Origin of the sequence: Actinotignum schaalii, from assembly GCF_028864145.1 — a bacterium.
Classification (GTDB): domain Bacteria; phylum Actinomycetota; class Actinomycetes; order Actinomycetales; family Actinomycetaceae; genus Actinotignum; species Actinotignum schaalii_B.
On the sequence record NZ_JARBHJ010000020.1, the window covers coordinates 24,777 to 44,754 of the forward strand.

A 19,978-nucleotide genomic window follows, 5' to 3' on the forward strand; every position below is an offset into this window, starting at 1 on the left:
TGACGGCTGGCACATAAGAACACCTAAGAATACGAGCTGCGTTCCGTGCAAGAATAGGCCCGTGAAAGGAAAAGCTCAGATCGCTTTGTCCCTGGTGCTCCTTCTTGCGGGCGGGTACGCATTCGCTGATGCCTTTGATCTTACCCCCGGATTGCTCACCCTGGGACCTAGGGCCGATGCCGCCGCGCCGTATCCGCAGCCCACTCCTGTGCCAGCCGTGACTATCCCGGCCGCTCCCGCCCCCGCGGAACTCGAGGATGCCACGGCCGCCAAAGTGGCTGCTCTCGGGCAAGAATTCGCCGCGCGCCTGGCACCCACGGGCCAGGTATCCTACGAAATTCGCGAGGCTGCCACCGGGCGGGTCCTCGCCAGCAAAGACGCGAAAGTCCCGCGGATACCGGCCTCCAATATGAAACTGGTGACCGCCCGGGTCGCTCTGGAAACCCTCGGCCCGGATCGCCGCTTCGCTACCAGCGTGGCCGCCTCCGGCACCACCATTCACCTCATCGGCGGGGGCGATGTGTTCCTGGCTCCCGATACCGCCGCCACCCAGGTCCCGGGCACCATCGCCCGCGGCGATCTCTCGGAATTGGCCGCGGCGGCCGCCACCTACGCGAGCGAGCATCCGGGTGGCCCGGTAAGCGTCGTCGTTGATACCTCTCTTTTCGCGGGGCCGGAGTACGCGCCCACCCTCGACCCCGTCAACCACGATTACGTGGCACCCATAACGCCGCTCGCGCTGAACGGCGGGGCGGTGGGCTACCACTACAGTGCCACGCCCGCCCTCGATGCCGGGAACGCCCTCGCGGAGCAGTTGCGCGGGGTCGGAGTGGAAGTGGCGGAGGTACGCCTTGGGCAAGCGCCCAAGGAAGCGGCAGCCCACCCGCTGGCCACGGTGCATTCGGCGAGCGTGCGCGAGCTGGTGGACCGTATGCTCACCGAATCGGATAACACCCTGGCGGAAACCCTCGGGCACCTGGTGGCGCGCGAGCGCGGGGAAAGTGCGGATTTTGCGGGTGCGGCGCGCGCTACCCGCGCGGTTTTGGAGGAGCTGGGCTACCCGCTGGACGGCGTGGTGATCTCCGATAATTCCGGCCTGAGCGAAACGAATCGCCTCATCTGCGCCCTCCAGCTCGCGATCCTGGAGGACGCCGTGAATCTGAGCGATGGCACGGTGGGTGCGCTGGGGGCCGGTTTGCCGGTGGCTGCGCTCAACGGCACCCTCGCCGACCGCCTCACCGAGGGCGCCGCGCCCGGAATGATCCGCGGGAAAACCGGCACGCTCGCGGATGTGGTGTCCCTGAGCGGGGTGCTGCGTACGCGTTCGGGGGCGCTACTGACCTTCTCCATCCTCACCGATTCCCACCACGACGTTTCGTTGTTGGATGTGCGGGGCGCCGAGGATGCCTTCCTCACCGCGGTGGCGGAGCTGTAATGGCCGGACCCCACCCCGCTTACGCGGCCGGGCGGCGCCGCCTGCGCGCACTGCTGAAGAGCTGTGGATACCGGCCGGGAACCCGGTTGACGGTAGCGGTGTCCGGCGGCTCGGATTCCCTCGCGCTAGCCCGCATCGCGCTCTTCGTGGCGCGCCGGGACGGCTACCTGCTGCGCGCGGTCACCGTCAACCACGGGATTCGCCCGGAGGCGGGGCGAGAAGCCGCGCAGGTTGCGGCCCGCCTGCATTCTTGGGGGTACGACGACGCCGCGGCGGTCAGCGTGGACCTTGGCGGTGGATCGAGCCCGGAAGGGCAGGCACGGGCGGCCCGGTACGCGGCATTGGCCGCCGCGGCCGGCGCGGACAGCCCGGTGCTGCTGGGCCACACCGCGGACGACCAAGCCGAAACCGTGCTCCTGGGCCTGGGCCGGGGTTCGGGAGCACGCTCCCTGGCAGGCATGCCGGAAGCGGGCCCGCTACCGGGTCACCCGGAGCTCACTGCGCTGCGTCCGCTGCTGGGGCTGCGGCGCGCGGCGCTTCGCGCCGCGCTGCAAGATGAGGGGCTGGCCTGGGTGGAAGATCCTTCCAATGAGCCCGATGGCCCGTGGCGGGCGGCGGGCGGTGGCCCGCTCACCCGCGCCGCGCTGCGCTCACGCGCCCTGCCGGCCCTGAGCGACACGCTCGGGCCGGGAACGGTGGAAGCCCTGGCGCGCACCGCCCGCCTGCTGCGCCGCGATAATGAGGCTTTGGACACCTGGGCGGCCCGGGAACTGGCCACCTGGGAAGAGCGCGGCACGGTGAAAGAAGCGGGTGAGCCGGGGTGCGGCGTCGTCGTACCTATTGCACCGCTGCGTGACCTTCCCGCGGCCGTGCGCACCCGGATTCTGCGCGCCCTTGCCCTGCGCGCCGGAGCGCGTGCCGGGGAGATGAACGCGGGGCATATTGAAGCCCTCGACGCGCTGGTGACCGGGCCGGGCGGCGTGCGCCACTGCGACCTGCCCGGGGCGCGAGCGCTTCGGCGCGATAATATTGTCGTCTTCGCGCGTTAGGCTTAGAAGCACAGCGGAACTGCTCAAGGAGATGGTGATGGACCACACCGATATGGGTGATAAGTTGGAAAAAATCCTCGTCACAAATGAGGAAATCCAAGCGAAGCTTGAGGATATGGCGCGTCAGATTGACGCTGATTACGATGGTGACCTGCTCGTGGTGGGCGTGCTCAAGGGTGCCGTTATGGTGATGGCGGATCTGGTGCGGAAAATCCACTCTCCGCTGAATATGGATTGGATGGCGGTGTCCTCCTACGGAATGGGCACAAAATCCTCCGGCGTGGTGCGGATTTTGAAGGATCTGGATGCTGATGTGACCGGTCGGCACGTGCTCATCGTGGAAGATATTATCGATTCCGGCCTTACCCTCGCGTGGCTGAAGAAGAATCTGCTGGATCGCGGGGCGCAATCGGTGCGGATCGCGGCCATCCTGCGAAAACCCGAGGCGGCTAAAGTTGACGTTCAGGTTGACTACCTAGGCTTTGATATTCCCGATGAGTTCGTGGTGGGGTACGGACTCGACTATGCCGAACAATTCCGGCATCTGCCTTTTGTGGGCACCCTGGCCCCGCACGTTTACGGAGGATAAGTGGACGAACAGCAAGAACCTCGCGGTACGGAACCGGGCGGCACTGCGTCGGTTGGTAGCGAAGCTCGTGGTGGTGATGCCCGCGGTAGGGATGCTCACGGTAGCGAAGTGAGCCGCACCGAACCCAGCGCGTATGAGCGCAAGCGCCGGGCCCGCCGCGCCCACCCGCCGCAGCCAGAAGGCCAGGGCGGTTCTACCGGCGCGGGCGGTAACAGCACGGGCAATAGCGGCGGCGCTGGGAAGAATAAGAAATCCCGCGGCTCCGGCTCCGGCCATAAGCTCAGTGAAGAAGAACGCACCAGCCGGCGGCGCTGGCGCGTTATCTCCGGCATAGTCATCGCGGCGCTTCTTGCTTTTATCGGAACTAATCAGTACATGGCCATGCAGTGGTCGAATATCTCCACTTCGGAAGGTATCGCGCTGCTGGAAGGCACCACCGTGCAGCGCGTGCAGATCACAGACGGCACCAACCGGGTACGCCTGTGGCTGACCGAGCCAACAAAAACCATGGACGGCGACGGCGATAAGCACGACGCCGGGAAGAAGGTCACTTTCCAATACGCTGACCCGCAGGGCCAGCACATCACTACCCTGGTGGAACGGGCCAATCCGGAGCGCGGGCATAACTCGATTGTTCCCTCCCAGAACGTGTTTGTTTCGATGCTCTTCACGTTCTTGCCCATGATCCTCATCTTCGCGGTGTTCATCTGGTTCATGCGCAGCCAGATGGGGCGCGGCTTCGGGGCAAAGGATGCCAATGCTGATGGGGAAGTCTCCGAAGTGCGCTTCTCCGACGTAGCCGGGGAAGATGAAGCCGTGGAAGAAGTGAGGGAAGTGGTGGACTTCCTCAAGAACCCGGACCGCTACCAGGCTCTCGGGGCGCGTATCCCGCGCGGGGTACTCCTCTACGGCCCGCCCGGAACGGGTAAAACCCTGCTGGCTAAGGCCATTGCCGGGGAAGCGCAGGTGCCTTTCTTCTCCATCGCCGCCTCGGAATTCGTGGAGCTTTACGTGGGTATGGGTGCCTCGCGGGTGCGCGAACTTTTCAAAACCGCGAAGAAAAAAGCTCCGGCCATTATTTTCGTGGACGAAATTGACGCGGTGGGCCGCGGGCGCGGCAGCGGAGCCCTCAGCCACGGCGAACAGGAACAAACCCTCAACCAGCTCCTCGTGGAAATGGACGGCTTCTCCACTGATGAGGCCGTTGTCCTTATTGCCGCCACCAACCGCCCGGACGTGCTGGACCCGGCGCTGCTGCGCCCCGGCCGTTTTGACCGCCAGGTCGCGGTGGATGCCCCCGATATTCGCGGGCGTGAAGCCATTTTGCGGGTGCATGCGCGCGGCAAGCCGCTCGCGGACGACGTCGACCTGGCCGGGGTCGCCAAGCGCACCCCCGGGTTCACGGGCGCGGACCTTGCCAATATCCTCAACGAGGCCGCGCTCCTGGCGGCGCGGCGCCACGCCCACGTTATTACCAACGCGGATGTGGATGAGGCCTCGGATCGCGTGATGGCCGGCCCGCAGCGTTCCAGCCGGGTTATGAGCCCGGAGGATCGCCGGATGACGGCCTACCACGAAGGCGGGCACGCGCTCGCGGCGGCGGCTTTGCGCTATACCGACCCGGTCACGAAGGTAACTATTTTGCCGCGCGGGCGGGCCTTGGGCTACACGATGGTCATGCCCACCGAGGATCGCTATTCGGTTACCCGCAACCAGCTCCTCGACCAGCTCACCTATGCGCTGGGCGGGCGCGCCGCGGAAGAAATTATTTTCCGGGATCCCTCCACCGGTGCCTCCAATGACATTCAGAAGGCCACCGAAACCGCGCGGAAGATCGTGACTGAATACGGGATGACCACCGCGGTGGGTGCCGTGCGGGTAGCTCCCACGGCCCAGGAAGAAGCGAGCTTCGGGGCGGCTTCGCGCACCTCTGACGCGCTATCCGCCACCGTGGATGAGAACGTGCGGGCCCTCCTTGACCAGGCCCTTACCGAAGCGTGGACGATTATCACAGAAAACCGGGATATTCTCGACCACCTTGCCGAGGTGCTCCTCGATAAGGAAACCGTGCTGGAAAACGAACTCGCGGAGATCTTCAAGGACGTTGTCAAAGCGCCCGAGCGAGAGGTGTGGCTTTCCGCTCCGGACCGCCCGGTCTCGCAACGCCCGCCTATCCCGCTCCCGGAAGGGAAAACCGAGGCGGAAGCGGCAGCGGATTCACGCCTACCCGCCCCGGAACTCCCCGATGCTGCCACCGGGCCGCTCGGCCCGCGCGGTCGGCACGGCGCGGAACATGGGGATGCCTAAACCCCAGCGGGAAGTTAGCGTGGAAATACGGGGCGTGAGCGTGGAAAGGAAGAACGTATGAGCGCAGCGGAATCAGCGGGAAACGGCCCGGTAGATAGCCAGAGCGCGGAAACGCAGCGCCACGCCGCGCGGCAGGCTGATACCGCGCGGGTGGTTGATACCGAACGGGTAGAGCGGGCCGTGCGGGAACTCCTCAGCGCTATCGGTGAGGACCCGGACCGCCCCGGCCTGGTGGACACCCCCGCGCGGGTAGCCCGCGCCTGCACGGAGATTTTCGCCGGGGTAGGCAAGGATCCCGATGCGGTGCTCGACGCCCAATTCGCGGAGGACTTCCACGAAATGGTGGTGGTACGGGATATCACCTTCTATTCCATGTGCGAACATCACCTGCTGCCTTTCTTCGGGGCGGCCCATATTGTCTATATCCCCGGGGTGGAAGGGAAGGTCACCGGCCTGTCCAAGCTTGCCCGGCTGGTAGAAGGCTACGCGCGTCGCCCCCAGGTCCAAGAGCGCCTGACCACCCAGATTGCCAATGCGCTGCGCGATCGCCTGGGTGCGGCCGGGGTACTCGTGGTGGTGGAAGCCGAACATATGTGCATGACCATGCGCGGGGTGCGCAACTCCGGTTCACGTACCGTCACCTCGGCGGTGCGCGGAATGCTGCGCAAACCCAGCACTCGCGCCGAGGCCATGAGTCTGATTGAACGGGGAGCCTAAAATGTCAACACCTATGCCATTGCGCGATCCGGAACTCCTGGGGGGATCCCGCACCCGCGTTATGGGAATCCTCAACGTCACCCCCGATTCTTTTTCCGACGGCGGGCGCTGGGCCACGGCCGATGCCGCCATCGCCCACGGCCATGAGCTCATCGCTGCCGGGGCGGATATTATCGATATTGGCGGGGAATCCACCCGTCCGGGTGCCGCACTGCTGAGTGCCGCGGAAGAATGGGATCGCATCGGGCCGGTGGTACGCGAACTAGCCGCGCACATCCCCATCTCGGTTGATACCTACCACGCTGAAACTGCGGCGCGGGCCTGCGCGGCTGGCGCCCGCATTATCAACGACGTGACCGGGGGGCGCGGGGACAGCGCCATGTGGGAAACCGTGGCGGAAACCGGAGCCTACTATGTGCTCCAACACGGACGCGGCGATGCACAAACCATGAATTCCCTGGCCGGTTATCGCGCTATCGGGCGCGAGGTGAGCACGGAAGTTCTTGAGCGCGTGGCCGGCGCCGTTGCCGCCGGAATTGCTCCCACCAGGATCATCATCGACCCGGGCTTCGGCTTCGCAAAAATGGGCGACGACGATTGGCGCCTAGCGGCCCATATTGACGAATTCCTGTGGGCCGGCATGCCGGTCCTCATCGGAGTTTCCCGCAAACGCTTCCTCGCGGAAGTGACCCCGGAAGGCCTACCCGCCAGCGGGCGAGACGGCGCCACCGCGGCACTGAGCACCTATTTCGCTGAAAAAGGCGTGTGGGCGGTGCGGGTCCACGACGTAGCATCCTCGCGCATCGCGGTGGATACCGTGGCGAAACTGCGCGAATGCGGACTGGTATCCACCTCCCAACCCGGAGTAGCACGCCCCGAAAACGCGGGAGCTACGGAGGCCGCGCGGTCATGATGGGAGTACCCCCGCGTATTCACGATGCCCTCGCCATGCTCGGATGCTGCCTGGATACCGTGAGCATCACCGGCGTGGAAGTATCCGCCCGGCACGGCGTCTACGCGGAAGAACGCGAAGCCGATCACCCTTTTATTTTCGACGTCGCAGCTCTCGTGGACACCAGCGCGGCCGGCCACGCAGATGACCTAGCGGCCACTATCTCCTACGCGGATCTGGCCGAGGACGCCCGCACGGTCGGGGAAAGTGCTCCCGTGAGCTTGATCGAAACACTGGGGGAGCGGGTAGCCAGCCGGGTCCTCGCGCGCGGGGCCCTGGCGGTGGAAGTTACCGTGCACAAACCCGAAGCCCCCGTGCCGGGCCGCTTCACGGATGCCCGGGTGACCGTGCGGCGCCTGGCCGATATTGCCCGCGGAGGAACCGCGCGGGAGATGGTAATCGGGATGGGTGCGAACCTGGGAGAGCGCGAAGAAACTCTACGTGCTGCTATCACCCAGATTGCCGCGCTGCCCGTCCATATTGACGCGGTCTCCTCATTCCATAGCACCGCGCCCGTGCTCGCTCCCGGGCAGGAGTCGCAACCGGATTACCTTAACGCGGTACTGCGCCTGACCACCGAGCTGGCTCCCCTCGACGTGCTGGCCGCGCTGCGCGGTATTGAGGTGCGGGCTGGGCGCCAGCGCCGCATCCACTGGGGGGCACGTACCCTCGACCTTGATATCGAATGGGTGGAAGGAGTGCGCAGCACCCACCCGCTTCTCACCCTGCCCCACCCGCGTGCCCATACCCGCGCCTTCGTCATGGAACCCTGGCAAGAAATCGATCCGGAGGCCACCGCGAAACTGGAACGCGCCCGGCTAAGCGAGCACGCGGGTGCCGGCGGCGGCGTCGGCCCAAATACGGGCGGGTACCGTGCATAATCTACGGGCCTTCCTGGGGTGGGGCGCGGCCGGCGCCTTGGTGGGTGAAGCGCTGCGGAGGTTCCTTGCCGCGCATCCGGTCGCCGTACCCGGCTTCGCCGGGCTGCCGCTGCTCCTTATCGCCGCGGTGCTGCTCTGGTACGGCTGGCGGGTGCGGCGCCTGCGGCGCGGGCGTGCCGAATCACTTTCGCGCCTGGCCGCGCTGCGGGTGGCGGCCGGCGCGGCAGCGGGACTGCGCAGCGGGGCGCTCCTGGCCGGCGCCGGGGGAGTGCTCGCGATCATGAGCGCGCTGGGCTCCACCTCTTTTACCCGGGAGAGTGCACGGGCCTGGGGGATTCTCACCGCCGCCGCGCTGGTGCTCGCGGTGGTCGGATGGATCGCGGACACCTGGTGCCGTATTGAGCGGCGGTAGGCGGGGGCGCCGCCGCAATCGCGATGTTTTTCGGGGCCAATTTTTATGTCGTACCCCTTTGGTAGCGTTAACCCATGGTGACTACCCCTCTTGATCCCGGGCGGGACTATCGTGCAGTGTCGCGCAAACTCTTCACGGTGCGATGGATTATCGCCGCGTGCTTCTGGCTCGTGCTCCTCATCGCGCTCGCGGTGGCCGGATTTATTGCGCGCCCCGAACCGCTCGCTTATTACGCGCCCCTGTTGGGGTTGCCCATCCTAGGTTTCCTTATTCACCTGCGCATCGTGTCCCGGCAGGTGAATCACCTCGGTTACGCCATGGATGATATTGCGCTGCGCCTGTGCCGCGGGATCATGTTCCGCCGCATTGATGTGGTGCCCTACGGGCGTATCCAAACGGTGGATGTGCAATCCGGGCCGCTGCTGCGGCGCTTCGGACTCGCGAAAGTCACCCTCCACACCGCCTCCATGGAAACGGATGCAGTTATCACCGGCCTGCCTACCGCGGAAGCGGATGAGGTGCGCGAACGTCTCCTTCACCTCGGCGTAGCCGAAATGGAAGGGGTCTAAATGGCCGGCACCGAAATATCTCCGGAATCGGGAACCGCTCCGGGAACTGCTGGAACGCTATCTGGTGCGCCTGAGGGGCTTTCTGCTGTGCCGGGCGCGCTGCCCGCAGCTCCTGGCGCGTTACCTATTGCGCCCGGAGTGAGTAGCACCGCGATCTCGGGCACCTGGCAGCCGGTCTCGAAATGGACGCCGTGGAGCTCGCTGCTCTCGTTGTGGTTCTTCGTGCTGGTCGCAGGTGGCTGGATTATTATTCAGCGCCTGGAGGATACCGATTCGCCCGGAATGGTCTGGCGTGATGTCGTTTATCTGCTGCGTTCCTTCTGGCTGATCGCGGTGGCTATCGCGGTGGTAGTCACCCTCATTACCGGGATCATCGCGGCCATCCAATGGCGGCATATGGCCTGGATGTTCGATGCGTCCGGGGTGCATATGCGCAGCGGCGTGCTATTCAAACAACACCGCCACGTGCGCTGGGATCGTATCCAAAGCGTGGATGTCACCCAAAAACTCCTCGCCCGGCTGGTGCGCCAAGCCAGCCTGACTATTACCTCCGGTGGAGAAAAAGTAGAGATCGGGTGGCTGGCGCTACCCCACGCTGAAAAACTGCGACCCCTCGTACTCTCGCTCGCGGATAAAATGCGCAGCGGGGATAGCTCGGAAGTTCCCGATCTTGCCACCGTCAGCACTCCGGAAGCGCGCCCGCACGTCTACGCCATGTCCGCGCGGCGGTTCCTCGCCTCCCTCGTGCTGTCCCCGCGAATCTTCCTCGCTATTATCACGGTGGCCGGATCGGTCACCACCTATCTGCTTACCGATGAAGGCGGCTCCTTCGCCCTCCTCTTCCTTATCATCGCGCTGATATGGCAGCCCGTGAGCTCCCTGCAAGCTAATTGGGGAGCCCGTATCTCACCCACGGTCGAAGGCGTGGAAAAACAAGAAGGGCTCCTATCCCGGCGCACCCTCGGGCTACCTTCCTATCGCGTCCACGCGCTGGCCTTCAAAAAACCTAATTTGTGGCCCGGATGGTGGAAAGTAGAAAGCTGCGTTATTTCCGGCTCGATTTCCGAAGCGATGGAAGCAGCCAAGACCGCAAATGATGCCCTGATCCCGGTAGGAACGGTCGAGGACGTCCTCGCCGTTGCGCGTGAACTCGGCTTCGCGAAAGATGCCGAGGGTGGCGCTCTCCCTGAGGCCGATTCCCCAGCGCGCCCAGCCCACACCGGAGTACCCAGCCTGGCCCAGCTGCACAGCTATCTTCTTGATGATAGTGCCCTCCCCGGATTCATCCCCAATCCGCGCTCCTCACGCTGGTTGGATCCCATCGGGTGGAAACGCTCGGGTATTTTCGTAGGTGATGATGTCATTATTATGCGGCACGGCTGGTTCTGGTACCGCAAAGTAACAATTTTGCTACGCGAACACTACCAATCCGCCATTATCAGCCAAGGCCCGCTCGAACGCCGCTTCCAGCTCGGCACCCTCCGCTGGGCAACCGTGGGGCTTTCGGTAGCCGCCCACGCCAAACACATGGATGCTGCTACCGCCAGCCATGTCCTCACCGCCACCGTCCGCGAACGCGGGAACGGCCCGCGCGGCTGGCACCCCGAATTACCTCCGGCCGGCCCCACCGTGCCATCAGCCGTGCGGCCCGCCGCGCCGCCAGCGGCACCCACTCAGCCGGGCGCGCCTACAGTGCCGTCGTACCCCCAAGAGAATGACAATAGTCCCGGGTCGGGCCGCAGCCCGGTTCCCGAAAGTGATTTCTTCCCGGTACAAGAGTGAAACACGTCGCGTAGCCGCACTTTTATATTTTTCTACATCTAGGATTATTCCTATGCTTAATATCTACGGCCCGGGTGGTATTGGTGGGCTCATCGCGGGAGTTCTCGCGCACAACGGTCAAAAAGTCGCGGTTGTTGCTACCGAGCGCACCGCCGATGCTATTAACCGCAACGGAATTGTTATTAAATCCAAGCGGTTCGGTAATTTCACCGCGCAGGTGCCGGCGCTAACCAGCCCGGCCCGCGGTAGCGAAATCCTGCTCTGCACCAAGGCATACACCCTCCCCAGTATCGAAAAGTCCATTCGTTCAGCCCGCCCCAAAGAAGTGGGAGCGCTCTTCAACGGCTTCGATCACGCCCGTGCTATCCACACCCTCACCGAAGGGGAATCCTGGTCCGGCTCCGTCTACACCATCAGCGAACGCACCGCGCCCGGAGTTATCGAACACACCTCCCAATTCCTCAAAGTGGAAATGCCCGACACCGCCATGGACGGTGAAATCGCACGCGTGCTCCTCAACGGTGGAATTGACGTTTTCTTCCGCGGCACCGAAAACCAGGTACTGTGGCGCAAACTCCGCAACCAATGCGCCATGGCCCTGCTGACCGGCGCCACCGGGCTGCCCATCGGCCGCGCCATGGAACGCGCCCCGGAACTCACCGAAGCGATGTGCACCGAACTGGCCCGCATCGCCACCATGGAGAAAGTACCCACCCGCCCCGCGGAAATTCACGCGTGGCTGCGCCGCCTCGCACCCGATGCGCACTCCTCGCTCTCACGCGATCTGCGTGACGGTAACCGCACCGAAATTCACTCCCTGGGTACCGCGGTCCTCGAAGAAGCCGCCCGCCTCGGAGTGCCCGCCCCGGCCATCACCGCCGCGCTCTCCGCCATCGACGATCGGTTGCGGGGCCGCAAGTGACACCCGGCCGGATGACCATAGGGATCATCTCGGCCGGAAAAGTCGGAAGCGTCCTCGGCGCAGCCCTGCGGGCCGCCGGCCACACCGTCATCGGTGCGGTGGCCCGCAGCAGCGCCAGTCGTGAACGGCTCGACGCCCTCCTCCCCGGAGTACCCGCGCGCGAAACCGAATACCTCCTCGCCCGCGCAGACCTCATCCTCCTCGCAGTGCCCGACGCCGCCCTGCCCGGCGTCGTGGAACACGCCGCCGGGCAGGGATGGTGGCGCCCCGGCCAGCTCGTCATCCACACCAGCGCGCGCTTTGGCACGGGCGTACTCCGGGATGCGGCCGCAGCCGGCGCCCTCACCCTCGCCCTTCACCCGGCCCTCACCTTCACCGGGACCTCCCTCGATATGCGCCAACTCATCGGCGCCACCTGGGCCGTCACCAGCTCCGCGCCACTCCAGCCCATCGGCATGGCCCTCGTGAGCGAACTCGGGGGAGAACCCAGCGCGCTCGCCGAAGAAAACCGCGGGCTCTACGCCGCAGCCCTCACCCACGCCTCCCGGCACACCGCACTCCTCGCCGGCCAAGTCCAGCGCATGCTCGCAGCCGCCGGACTAGAACCAAGCTTCGCCCGCGGACTCCAAGAACAAGCGCTCGCCATGGCCGACGCCGGCATCGAACTTATTGACCCGCCAGCTGGCGGCGTCGTCGCCGAAAAAAACGAGGATGCCCCCGCCCCGGACGATATTGCCGCGGTAGAAGCCCTGGCAGCAACCGGGAATTATCCTGATATTCCGCCTGTCTATCGGGTGATACGGGCCGCGTCACGTGACCGGGCGGCGCGGCGTCGTCTACCATGACCATGTGAGTGAATTTCTTGATAGTGAAACCCCGGAACAGATGCGTATCCGGTTGGACAAGCGCGCCCGCCTGCTCGCGGAAGGAACCGAAGCCTACCCGGCCGAACTTCCCATCACCGCCACCATCCCGGAAATCCGGGAACAATACAGTGATATCGAAGCTGGTGAAGAACTAACCGAGACCTCGGTGGGCATCGCTGGGCGCGTCATGCTCTCCCGCACCGGCGGAAAAATTGCTTTCGCCACCCTCCAGGACGGGCGCGGTAACCGCCTCCAGGTGATTCTTTCCCTCGCACACGTGGGCGAAGAACGCCTGGCCGCCTACAAACAAGACGTAGACCTGGGCGATTTCATTTTCGTGTCCGGGCATGTGGGTGCCTCCAAGCGCGGGGAACTTTCCGTTTTCGCCCACGAATGGCAGATGGCCTCCAAGGCCCTGCGCCCGCTGCCCAAGATCTACCAGAACGAAGCCGGCGAAGACGTTGCCCTCAACGAAGAATCGCGGGTGCGGCTGCGCCACCTCGACCTCATCACCCGCCCGGCCGCCCGTGATATGGTGCGGCTGCGTGCCGGGGTCATGAAATCGCTGCGCGCCAATTTTGACCGTCGCAATTACGTAGAAATTGAAACCCCGATCCTGCAGCCCATCCACGGCGGCGCCGCCGCCCGGCCCTTCCAAACGCATATTAATGCCTACGATGAGGACCTCTACCTGCGCATCGCTACCGAGCTCTACCTCAAGCGCGCGGTGGTGGGCGGCGTGGATCGCGTCTTCGAAATTGGGCGGAACTTCCGCAACGAAGGCGCCGACTCCACCCACTCCCCGGAATTCACCGCCCTGGAAGCCTACCAGGCTTACGCCACCTACGATACGATGGCCGAACTCACCCGGGACCTCGTCCAGCAGGCCTGCCTGGACACCCTGGGCACCACCACCGTCACTCTGAATGACGGCACCGAATATGACCTGGGTGGTGAATGGCAGAAACTCGATCTGTACGAATCGGTGTCCGCCGCCGTGGGTGAAGAAATCACCGTGGATACCCCGCGCGAACGCCTCGAAGCTCTCGCGGAAGCCCACGATATCGCAATCGCACCCTTCTGGGTCAATGGCAAAATCGTGGAAGAACTCTTCGAAGAACTGTGCGGGGACCAGCTCTACGCCCCCACCTTCGTGTACGACTTCCCCGAAGACACCTCCCCGCTCACCCGCCCGCACCGCACCAAGAAGGGCCTGACCGAAAAATGGGACCTGTACGTGCGGGGTATGGAACTGGGCACCGCCTATTCCGAGCTGGCCGACCCGGTGATCCAGCGCGAACGCCTCACCCAGCAATCCATCGAGGCCGCCAACGGCGACCCGGAAGCCATGCAGCTGGACGAGGATTTCCTCGCCGCCATGGAACAGGGCTTCCCGCCTACCGGCGGCATGGGTATGGGCATCGACCGCCTCCTCACCGCCATGACCGGCCTGGGGATCCGCGAAACGATCACCTTCCCCTTCATTAAACCCGGGAAGTAACCCGGCCCGAAAACAATTTTTCGGTACGAAGACGCCCGCGCCGCGGAGGCCCAGCCCCCGCGGCGCGGTTGCGTATCTGGCGGAATGTAAGTTGCCCACTAAAAGAAACGTGATGAACTTTCCTATTTATTTTCGGGCCTGCTCACGGTAATCTTCCAAGTAGTTCGGTGCCACGCCCGGCTTGCCGAACCCTGTTTCCCGTGTGCAAAGGTGCCCGTCCATGAAGAAAACTGACACCATTTTCCAGGTCATCAAACTCCTGCTCGGTCTTATCATCGCGGCAGCCCTCGTGAAGTTCGCATTTTTCCCCAACCAACGCACCTCCACGGAACTCGTGGCCCAGGGGGATTTCACCATCCCCACGGTAATGGCCATGCCGGGGGATATCGATAATTCCCTCACACTGGATGCCACCGTCATGCGTAATCCGGCCACCCCCGTGCGGGCCACCGCCAACGGCACCGTGGATGTGGTTGATGTCAAAGCGGGCGCCGTCGTCAATGAAGGCGACCGGCTGCTACGTATCCGCCACGAAGAAGAAAAAACCACCGCCGCCACCGTGGAAACTTTTGAGGACGGTACCGAGGTGGAAGTGCCCGGTGAGCCCTATATTGAAGTGAGTTACGTGAATGTGCTCGCCCCGGTGGGTGGCACCGTGGCGGTGGATGTGCTCGTGGGCCAGCCGGTATCTATCGGGGAAAGCATTGGCTCGATTACCCCGGCCACCTACCACGCGCGGGTGAGTGTGAAACCCGAACAGCTTTACTCGCTGGCCTCGCTGCCGCCGGCAGGGCAGCTCGCCGTCACGAACGGCCCGGCGCCTTTCGACTGCGCCAATTTGCGCACGGTCACGGAAAAAACAGGTGCGGGAGCGGGCCTGAGCGGTAAAGAAGCCGAAGCACGCGGCCTGGATAGCGCCAGCGGCACCGTGCAGCCGGCTCTCATCTGCGATATCCCCGCAGACCAGCAGGTGTATGACGGTTCGGCCGCGAAACTCACCATTCCGGGGAGTAATACCACCGGGGTGCTGACCGTGCCGGTGAGCGCGGTGGAGGGGCGTTTCCGCGAGGGCGTGGTCTACCTGCCCGCGGCGGACGGCGGTAAGCCCACGAAGCGTACCGTGCAGCTCGGGGTGACGGACGGGCGCCAGATCCAGATTACCGGCGGGCTGGAAGAAGGCGAAGAAATCCTCCAGTACGTGCCGGCCGCGCAATCCGCGCCCGACCCGATGATGGGGATGTGATGTTAGAGCTTGAGCAGGTGACCCGTACCGTCACTCTTCCGAACGGCCGCCCCCTGCCAATTTTGCGCGGGGTGGATCTGCGCATCGAACGCGGGGAATACGTGGCGATTATGGGCCAGTCCGGAACGGGGAAATCCACCCTCCTCAATATCATCGGGATGCTCGACCTACCCGATACCGGTTCCTATCGTTTTGAGGGCCGCGATGTGGCAGAGCTGAGTGAATCGGCGCGCGCTCACCTGCGCGGCTCCCTTTTCGGTTTCGTTTTCCAGCAGTTTAATCTTTTCCGCGGTCGCACCGCCGCGCAAAACGTGGAAGTGCCCCTGTTGTATTCGGATACCGCCACTATTTTTCGACGCCGCAGCCTCGCCGCCCAGATGCTCGATCGGGTGGGATTAGGGGATCGCCTGGATGCGATGCCCTCCCAGCTCTCGGGTGGGGAACAGCAACGGGTGGCCCTCGCCCGGGCACTCGTGCGCCGGCCCCAGGTTCTTCTCGCGGACGAACCGACCGGCGCTCTCGATGTGGATACCGCGGGGAGGGTCATGGATCTCATGGAAAGTATGGCGCGGGAAAATAACGCCACCTTCATTATGATCACCCACGATCCGAAAGTGGCCGCCCGCGCGGATCGTCGCTTCACCATTCACGATGGGCTCGTCTGGCCGGAGGAAAAATGACACGCATTTTCGGGGCCGTGCTCGAAGCCTGGGAAGAAATACGAGTGGATCGCGGTCGGGTTATTCTCTCCCTCGTCGGGGTTGCGGCCGCGGTGTGGGCAATGGCAACTGTTCTCGCCCTGGGCCAGCTCATTAGGGCCGCAGGGGAACACCAGCTCGCCCAGTGGGATGGCAAACCCGGCACCGTCAATATCGGGGTGTATAGCACCGGCGGGGATAAATTCTCCGATCCGTACGCCGACCCTTACGCCAATCCGTACGCGAATCCCGCGGTTCCGCCCACCGGAGCGCAGTTGGGTACCCTGGCAGGCGCCCAGGCCAGCGAGGATATGTTCAGCACCACCGTGGCCGAATATATGGAGAGCGCCGGGGCGAATTATTGGACGCGCTCGCGCATCTCCTATGTGTCCCTCGCCTTCCCGCCGGTGCTGGCCGGAGCGGGAGGCACCGGCGATATTCAGGACCTCGAGGGCTGGGAATCGGAAAGTATGGCCGGAGCGGAAGCCGGTAGCGAGTTGGAAAGCACCGGCGGCGCGGTAGCAGGTGCCGAAGCCGTGGGGGATGGTTCCGCTAGTACCGAGTTCGGCGAAGGCGGCACCCCCGGGTACGGGATGATGGAATCACGTTACGAAATGCTCGCGGTGGATCCGGCCTACGGCCCTCTCTTCGATGTGCAGCTTATCCGCGGGCGGTGGCTGACCGAAGCGGATGGCAAACGCCTCATGAACCCTGCCGTCGTTAACGAAATGCTCTACAAAGAGATGGGTGAGCCTTCGCTGGCCAGCTACCCGCAGATCGCGCTATCCGGACCCACCGGGGTACGGATGACGGTAGTCGGGGTGGTCGCGGACCGTTCACGCTGGGACAGCCCGCGCCTGCACGTGCCTTATGAGAGCTTGGCCGCCGCCGCGATGGCCCAGCTATCTCCCATGGATTCCGCCACAGTTTCGGTGCTGGTGCCCCGCGGGGAAGAAGCGGAAGCCCAGAAGGTCCTCGTTTCCGTACTCCAGGGCCGCCTGGGTAAGAACTACCAGGTTGAAGGCCAATTCATCGAAAGTCAGATGCGCGGCCAGGAATCCACCGAACGCCAGGTCACCGCGATTATCGCGGCCATCGGCGGGATCGTGATCCTGGTGGGTGCCCTGGGCCTGCTCACCGTCTCCATCGTCACGATGAAACAGCGGGTGCGGGAAATGGGGATCCGCCGCGCGATGGGTGCCTCCGCACGCCGTATCTTCACCTCGGTATTCCTGGAATCCGTGGTGGCGACGACGGCGGCCGGTTTCATCGGGGTCATCGCCTCGATTATCACCATCCGCACCGCGCCCCTAGCCCGATGGCTCGATCTGCCTTTCGCGGTGGATAGCGTGGGGTACCCGGTACTGGCCGCCTTTATTGGCCTGGCGATATCCGCCGGAGTGGGAGCGCTTTGCGGGATTATTCCGGCCACCATGGCGCTGCGCATCAAACCTATTGACGCCATCCGCTTCTAGGTAGGAGCACGGCGGGCTAGGCTACAGCTATGAAAGTACTTCTCCCCAATAGCTTTGCTCTTTCCCTCCCGCCCGAAGAAGGCGTCACCTGGGTGACTTTTGATGTGAACGCATCCATCCCGGAAGAACACCGTGACGCTGCGGCTCTCGTGGTCTGGTTAGATCCCCGTGCGGCTGAGCACGTGGCCCAGCTTCCGCATCTCAAACTCCTTCAGGGCATGATGGCCGGCGCGGAAAGCCTGCACGCCACCAACCCGCCCGCCGGAGTCATCCTCGCCACCGCGAACGGCCTGCATGACGCCACCGTATCCGAACACGCCATCGCGCTCGCGCTCTACCTGGTGCGGGACCTGCGTATCGCCACCGAAGAACAGGATAACCACCGCTGGTCACGTGACCGCATCTTCTTCACCGAGCTGCGCCCCGGCGGGCGCCTGACCAGCCTGCTCGGCGCGAAGGTAACCATCTGGGGGTACGGGCATATTGGGCGTCACCTGGCCGGGATGCTCAAAGTTTTCGGGGCGCAGGTGCGCGGCCTGGCCACCTCCCGGCGCACCGAGGGAGATGTTGAGGTGTACGACGGCGCTAACCTCGCCCAGCGCGATGAGATCCTGGCCGATACCGATGTCCTCATTCTCATCCTCCCCGCCACTGAGGCCACCGCCAACGTGGTGGATGCGAGCGTCTTTGCGGTCCTGCCCAATCACGCCGTCGTCGTTAATGTGGGGCGCGGAAAAACGGTGAATGAAGATGATCTGGCTGCCGCGCTGCGCGAAGGAAAAATCGCGGGCGCCGGCCTGGACGTGACCGCCACCGAGCCGCTCCCCGCGGATTCGCCGCTGTGGGATCTGGCCACGATTATTACCCCACACACGGCCGGCGGGCGGCCCGTGGGCGCCGAGGAACTCATCCTCGCCAATGTGCGGGCGCTGCGCGACGGAGGGGAGTTTATTAACCGGGAAGCCTAAGTGCGCCACGATTCCTCCAATAAACAAGAGCCCGGGACTACCACCCGGCGGCAATAGTGCGCTACACTCCTTAAACTGACATACAGTTCAGCTCAAGGAGGAGTAGTGATGTCATCACATGAGGAAACGCGGCAGGGCAGGCCCGCCGCCGAATCTGAGGACACCAGCGCGCAATTCGCTGCCGCGCACCCGGACACTTTCGCGCAGTACCTCAAGCGCCGCGGCATGGTGTTCTTCGTGGCCTACCTCGGGTACGTATGCGCGTACCTGGTCCGCAATAATTTCAAACTCCGCTCCGAAGCCCTGCGCCTGGAGAATGACTGGAGCCTGCCGCAAATCGGCCTGGTGCTCACCATGTTCACCATCACCTACGGCTTCGGAAAATTCTTCATGGGGATGCTTTCCGACCGCGTCTCCCTGCGCCGTATTTTTGCCGGCTGCCTGGGACTTTCCGCACTGCTCTGCATCGCCATCGGTTTTACCACGAACTTCTACCTGCTCGCGGTACTCATGTTCCTGCTCGGCTGCGCGCAGGGGGCGCTCGCGCCCTCGTCCATGGCGATGATCGCGAATTGGTACCCGAATAAAACCCGCGGTTCCGGTATCGCGATCTGGAATACTTCGCAGAACCTGGGCGGGGCGCTGCTCCCTCTCATGATCACCTGGCTGCTGGCCTTGGGCGGGCCGAGCGGCGGCGCGATTGCCTTCTGGGGCCCGGGCCTGGTGGTCTTCGGCCTATCTATTTTCTTCTGGAAGTACGGCGGGGATCGCCCCGAAGCCGAAGGCATGCCCACCCTGCGCCAGATCTACGGGCGGGCCGGCGAACCGAATACGGACGAAACTCCCGACGAAAGCTACTGGCATATCCTGGTGCGTTTCGTTTTCACCTCCCCGCTGGTCCTCACCGTGGCTTTCATCAACGCCGCGCTCTACTTCCTGCGTTTCGGGGTGCTCAACTGGATGCCGGCCTTCCTCGGCACCGAAATGGGCTTCACGGAAGCACAGTACTCCACGGCTTTCTCCGTACTGGAATGGATCGCGATTCCCGGATCCTTCCTCTTCGCCTGGATTTCCGTCAAGCTCCCCAACCGCCAGTCCGTGGTGGGCTTCCTCGGGCTGCTGTGCCTGGCCGGCCTCATCTGGGTCTACATGGGCAATGACAATTACGTGGTGCTCCTCATTGTTTCCGGGCTCATGGGGGCACTCATTTACGGTCCGCAGCTCATCGTCAATATCCTCACCCTCAACTTCGTGCCGCTCAAGGCGGCCGGGGTGGCGGTCGGTTTCGTGGGACTCTTCGGTTACATCGTCGGCGAAATGGGCGCGAACCTCATTATGCCGATCCTCGCCGAGCGCTTCTCCTGGGCGGCGTCCTTCACGCTGCTCGCCGGGATCGCGGTAGCGGCCGGCGTTATGTATCTCTCGCTTTCGCGGCGCGAACAGGCTGTGGTGCAGGCCTAATAGTTACCGCAGCATAATGTACGACGACGCCGGCGGGGGGGGGGGGGGGGGGGGGGGGGGGGGGGGGGGGGGGGGGGGGGGGGGGGGGGGGGGGGGGGGGGGGTTGTGGGGGGCGGGGGGGGGTCGGGGGGGGGGCCCCGCGCGTCGTCCG

18 protein-coding genes are annotated in these 19,978 nt (G+C 64.3%); all 18 read left to right on the forward strand.

Annotated elements, in window-relative coordinates; translation table 11 throughout:
- The first annotated feature begins 61 nt into the window (after positions 1-61).
- The 18 genes from PWJ82_RS05465 (at position 62) to PWJ82_RS05550 (ending at position 19,827) form a co-directional block, all read left to right on the forward strand.
- On the forward strand, positions 62-1,435 hold the full coding sequence (locus PWJ82_RS05465) for a D-alanyl-D-alanine carboxypeptidase/D-alanyl-D-alanine-endopeptidase (protein WP_274735698.1): 1,374 nt from the start codon (positions 62-64) through the stop codon (positions 1,433-1,435).
- Complete coding sequence (gene tilS, locus PWJ82_RS05470; protein ID WP_274735700.1) at positions 1,435-2,484, forward strand: tRNA lysidine(34) synthetase TilS; 1,050 nt, start codon at positions 1,435-1,437, stop codon at positions 2,482-2,484. The genes PWJ82_RS05465 and tilS overlap by 1 nt, the downstream gene beginning before the upstream one ends.
- Before the next feature lie 37 nt (positions 2,485-2,521).
- Entirely contained in the window at positions 2,522-3,073 is a 552-nt protein-coding gene (gene hpt / locus PWJ82_RS05475; RefSeq protein WP_016441812.1) for a hypoxanthine phosphoribosyltransferase, read from the forward strand.
- Positions 3,074-5,380, forward strand: coding sequence for an ATP-dependent zinc metalloprotease FtsH (gene ftsH, locus PWJ82_RS05480; protein ID WP_425536589.1), 2,307 nt, complete (start codon positions 3,074-3,076; stop codon positions 5,378-5,380).
- A gap of 57 nt (positions 5,381-5,437) precedes the next feature.
- Complete coding sequence (folE, locus tag PWJ82_RS05485; protein ID WP_274735702.1) at positions 5,438-6,097, forward strand: GTP cyclohydrolase I FolE; 660 nt, start codon at positions 5,438-5,440, stop codon at positions 6,095-6,097.
- Between the two features lies 1 nt (position 6,098).
- Positions 6,099-7,010, forward strand: a complete 912-nt coding sequence (folP, locus tag PWJ82_RS05490) for a dihydropteroate synthase (RefSeq protein WP_274735703.1) — start codon at positions 6,099-6,101, stop codon at positions 7,008-7,010.
- Positions 7,007-7,930 (forward strand): 2-amino-4-hydroxy-6-hydroxymethyldihydropteridine diphosphokinase, encoded by a 924-nt coding sequence (gene folK / locus PWJ82_RS05495; RefSeq protein ID WP_274735705.1) that lies wholly within the window; start codon positions 7,007-7,009, stop codon positions 7,928-7,930. The genes folP and folK overlap by 4 nt, the downstream gene beginning before the upstream one ends.
- A complete protein-coding gene (locus PWJ82_RS05500) occupies positions 7,923-8,342 on the forward strand; it encodes a DUF3180 family protein (protein WP_274735707.1) in 420 nt (139 codons plus the stop codon). Before folK ends, PWJ82_RS05500 begins: the two co-directional genes overlap by 8 nt.
- A gap of 74 nt (positions 8,343-8,416) precedes the next feature.
- Positions 8,417-8,911, forward strand: a complete 495-nt coding sequence (locus tag PWJ82_RS05505; protein ID WP_274735709.1) for a PH domain-containing protein — start codon at positions 8,417-8,419, stop codon at positions 8,909-8,911.
- Positions 8,912-10,693: a PH domain-containing protein gene (locus tag PWJ82_RS05510; RefSeq protein ID WP_274735711.1), complete on the forward strand. Its 1,782-nt coding sequence runs from the start codon at positions 8,912-8,914 to the stop codon at positions 10,691-10,693.
- Between the two features lie 52 nt (positions 10,694-10,745).
- Entirely contained in the window at positions 10,746-11,615 is an 870-nt protein-coding gene (locus tag PWJ82_RS05515) for a ketopantoate reductase family protein (protein WP_016441804.1), read from the forward strand.
- Positions 11,616-11,626: 11 nt separating this feature from the next.
- Positions 11,627-12,460: a Rossmann-like and DUF2520 domain-containing protein gene (locus tag PWJ82_RS05520; protein WP_274735713.1), complete on the forward strand. Its 834-nt coding sequence runs from the start codon at positions 11,627-11,629 to the stop codon at positions 12,458-12,460.
- 40 nt (positions 12,461-12,500) lie between these two features.
- Positions 12,501-13,982, forward strand: a complete 1,482-nt coding sequence (gene lysS / locus PWJ82_RS05525) for a lysine--tRNA ligase (RefSeq protein WP_274735720.1) — start codon at positions 12,501-12,503, stop codon at positions 13,980-13,982.
- A 220-nt stretch (positions 13,983-14,202) separates the two neighbouring features.
- The gene (locus tag PWJ82_RS05530; protein WP_274735714.1) at positions 14,203-15,225 is read left to right on the forward strand and encodes an efflux RND transporter periplasmic adaptor subunit; all 1,023 of its coding nucleotides are present in this window, start codon (positions 14,203-14,205) and stop codon (positions 15,223-15,225) included.
- A complete protein-coding gene (locus PWJ82_RS05535; protein WP_016441799.1) occupies positions 15,225-15,905 on the forward strand; it encodes an ABC transporter ATP-binding protein in 681 nt (226 codons plus the stop codon). Before PWJ82_RS05530 ends, PWJ82_RS05535 begins: the two co-directional genes overlap by 1 nt.
- A complete protein-coding gene (locus PWJ82_RS05540) occupies positions 15,902-17,398 on the forward strand; it encodes an ABC transporter permease (RefSeq protein WP_274735715.1) in 1,497 nt (498 codons plus the stop codon). Before PWJ82_RS05535 ends, PWJ82_RS05540 begins: the two co-directional genes overlap by 4 nt.
- A 29-nt stretch (positions 17,399-17,427) precedes the next feature.
- Positions 17,428-18,366, forward strand: coding sequence for an NAD(P)-dependent oxidoreductase (locus PWJ82_RS05545; RefSeq protein ID WP_274735716.1), 939 nt, complete (start codon positions 17,428-17,430; stop codon positions 18,364-18,366).
- Between the two features lie 108 nt (positions 18,367-18,474).
- Entirely contained in the window at positions 18,475-19,827 is a 1,353-nt protein-coding gene (locus PWJ82_RS05550) for an MFS transporter (protein ID WP_274735722.1), read from the forward strand.
- Positions 19,828-19,978 lie beyond the last annotated feature (151 nt).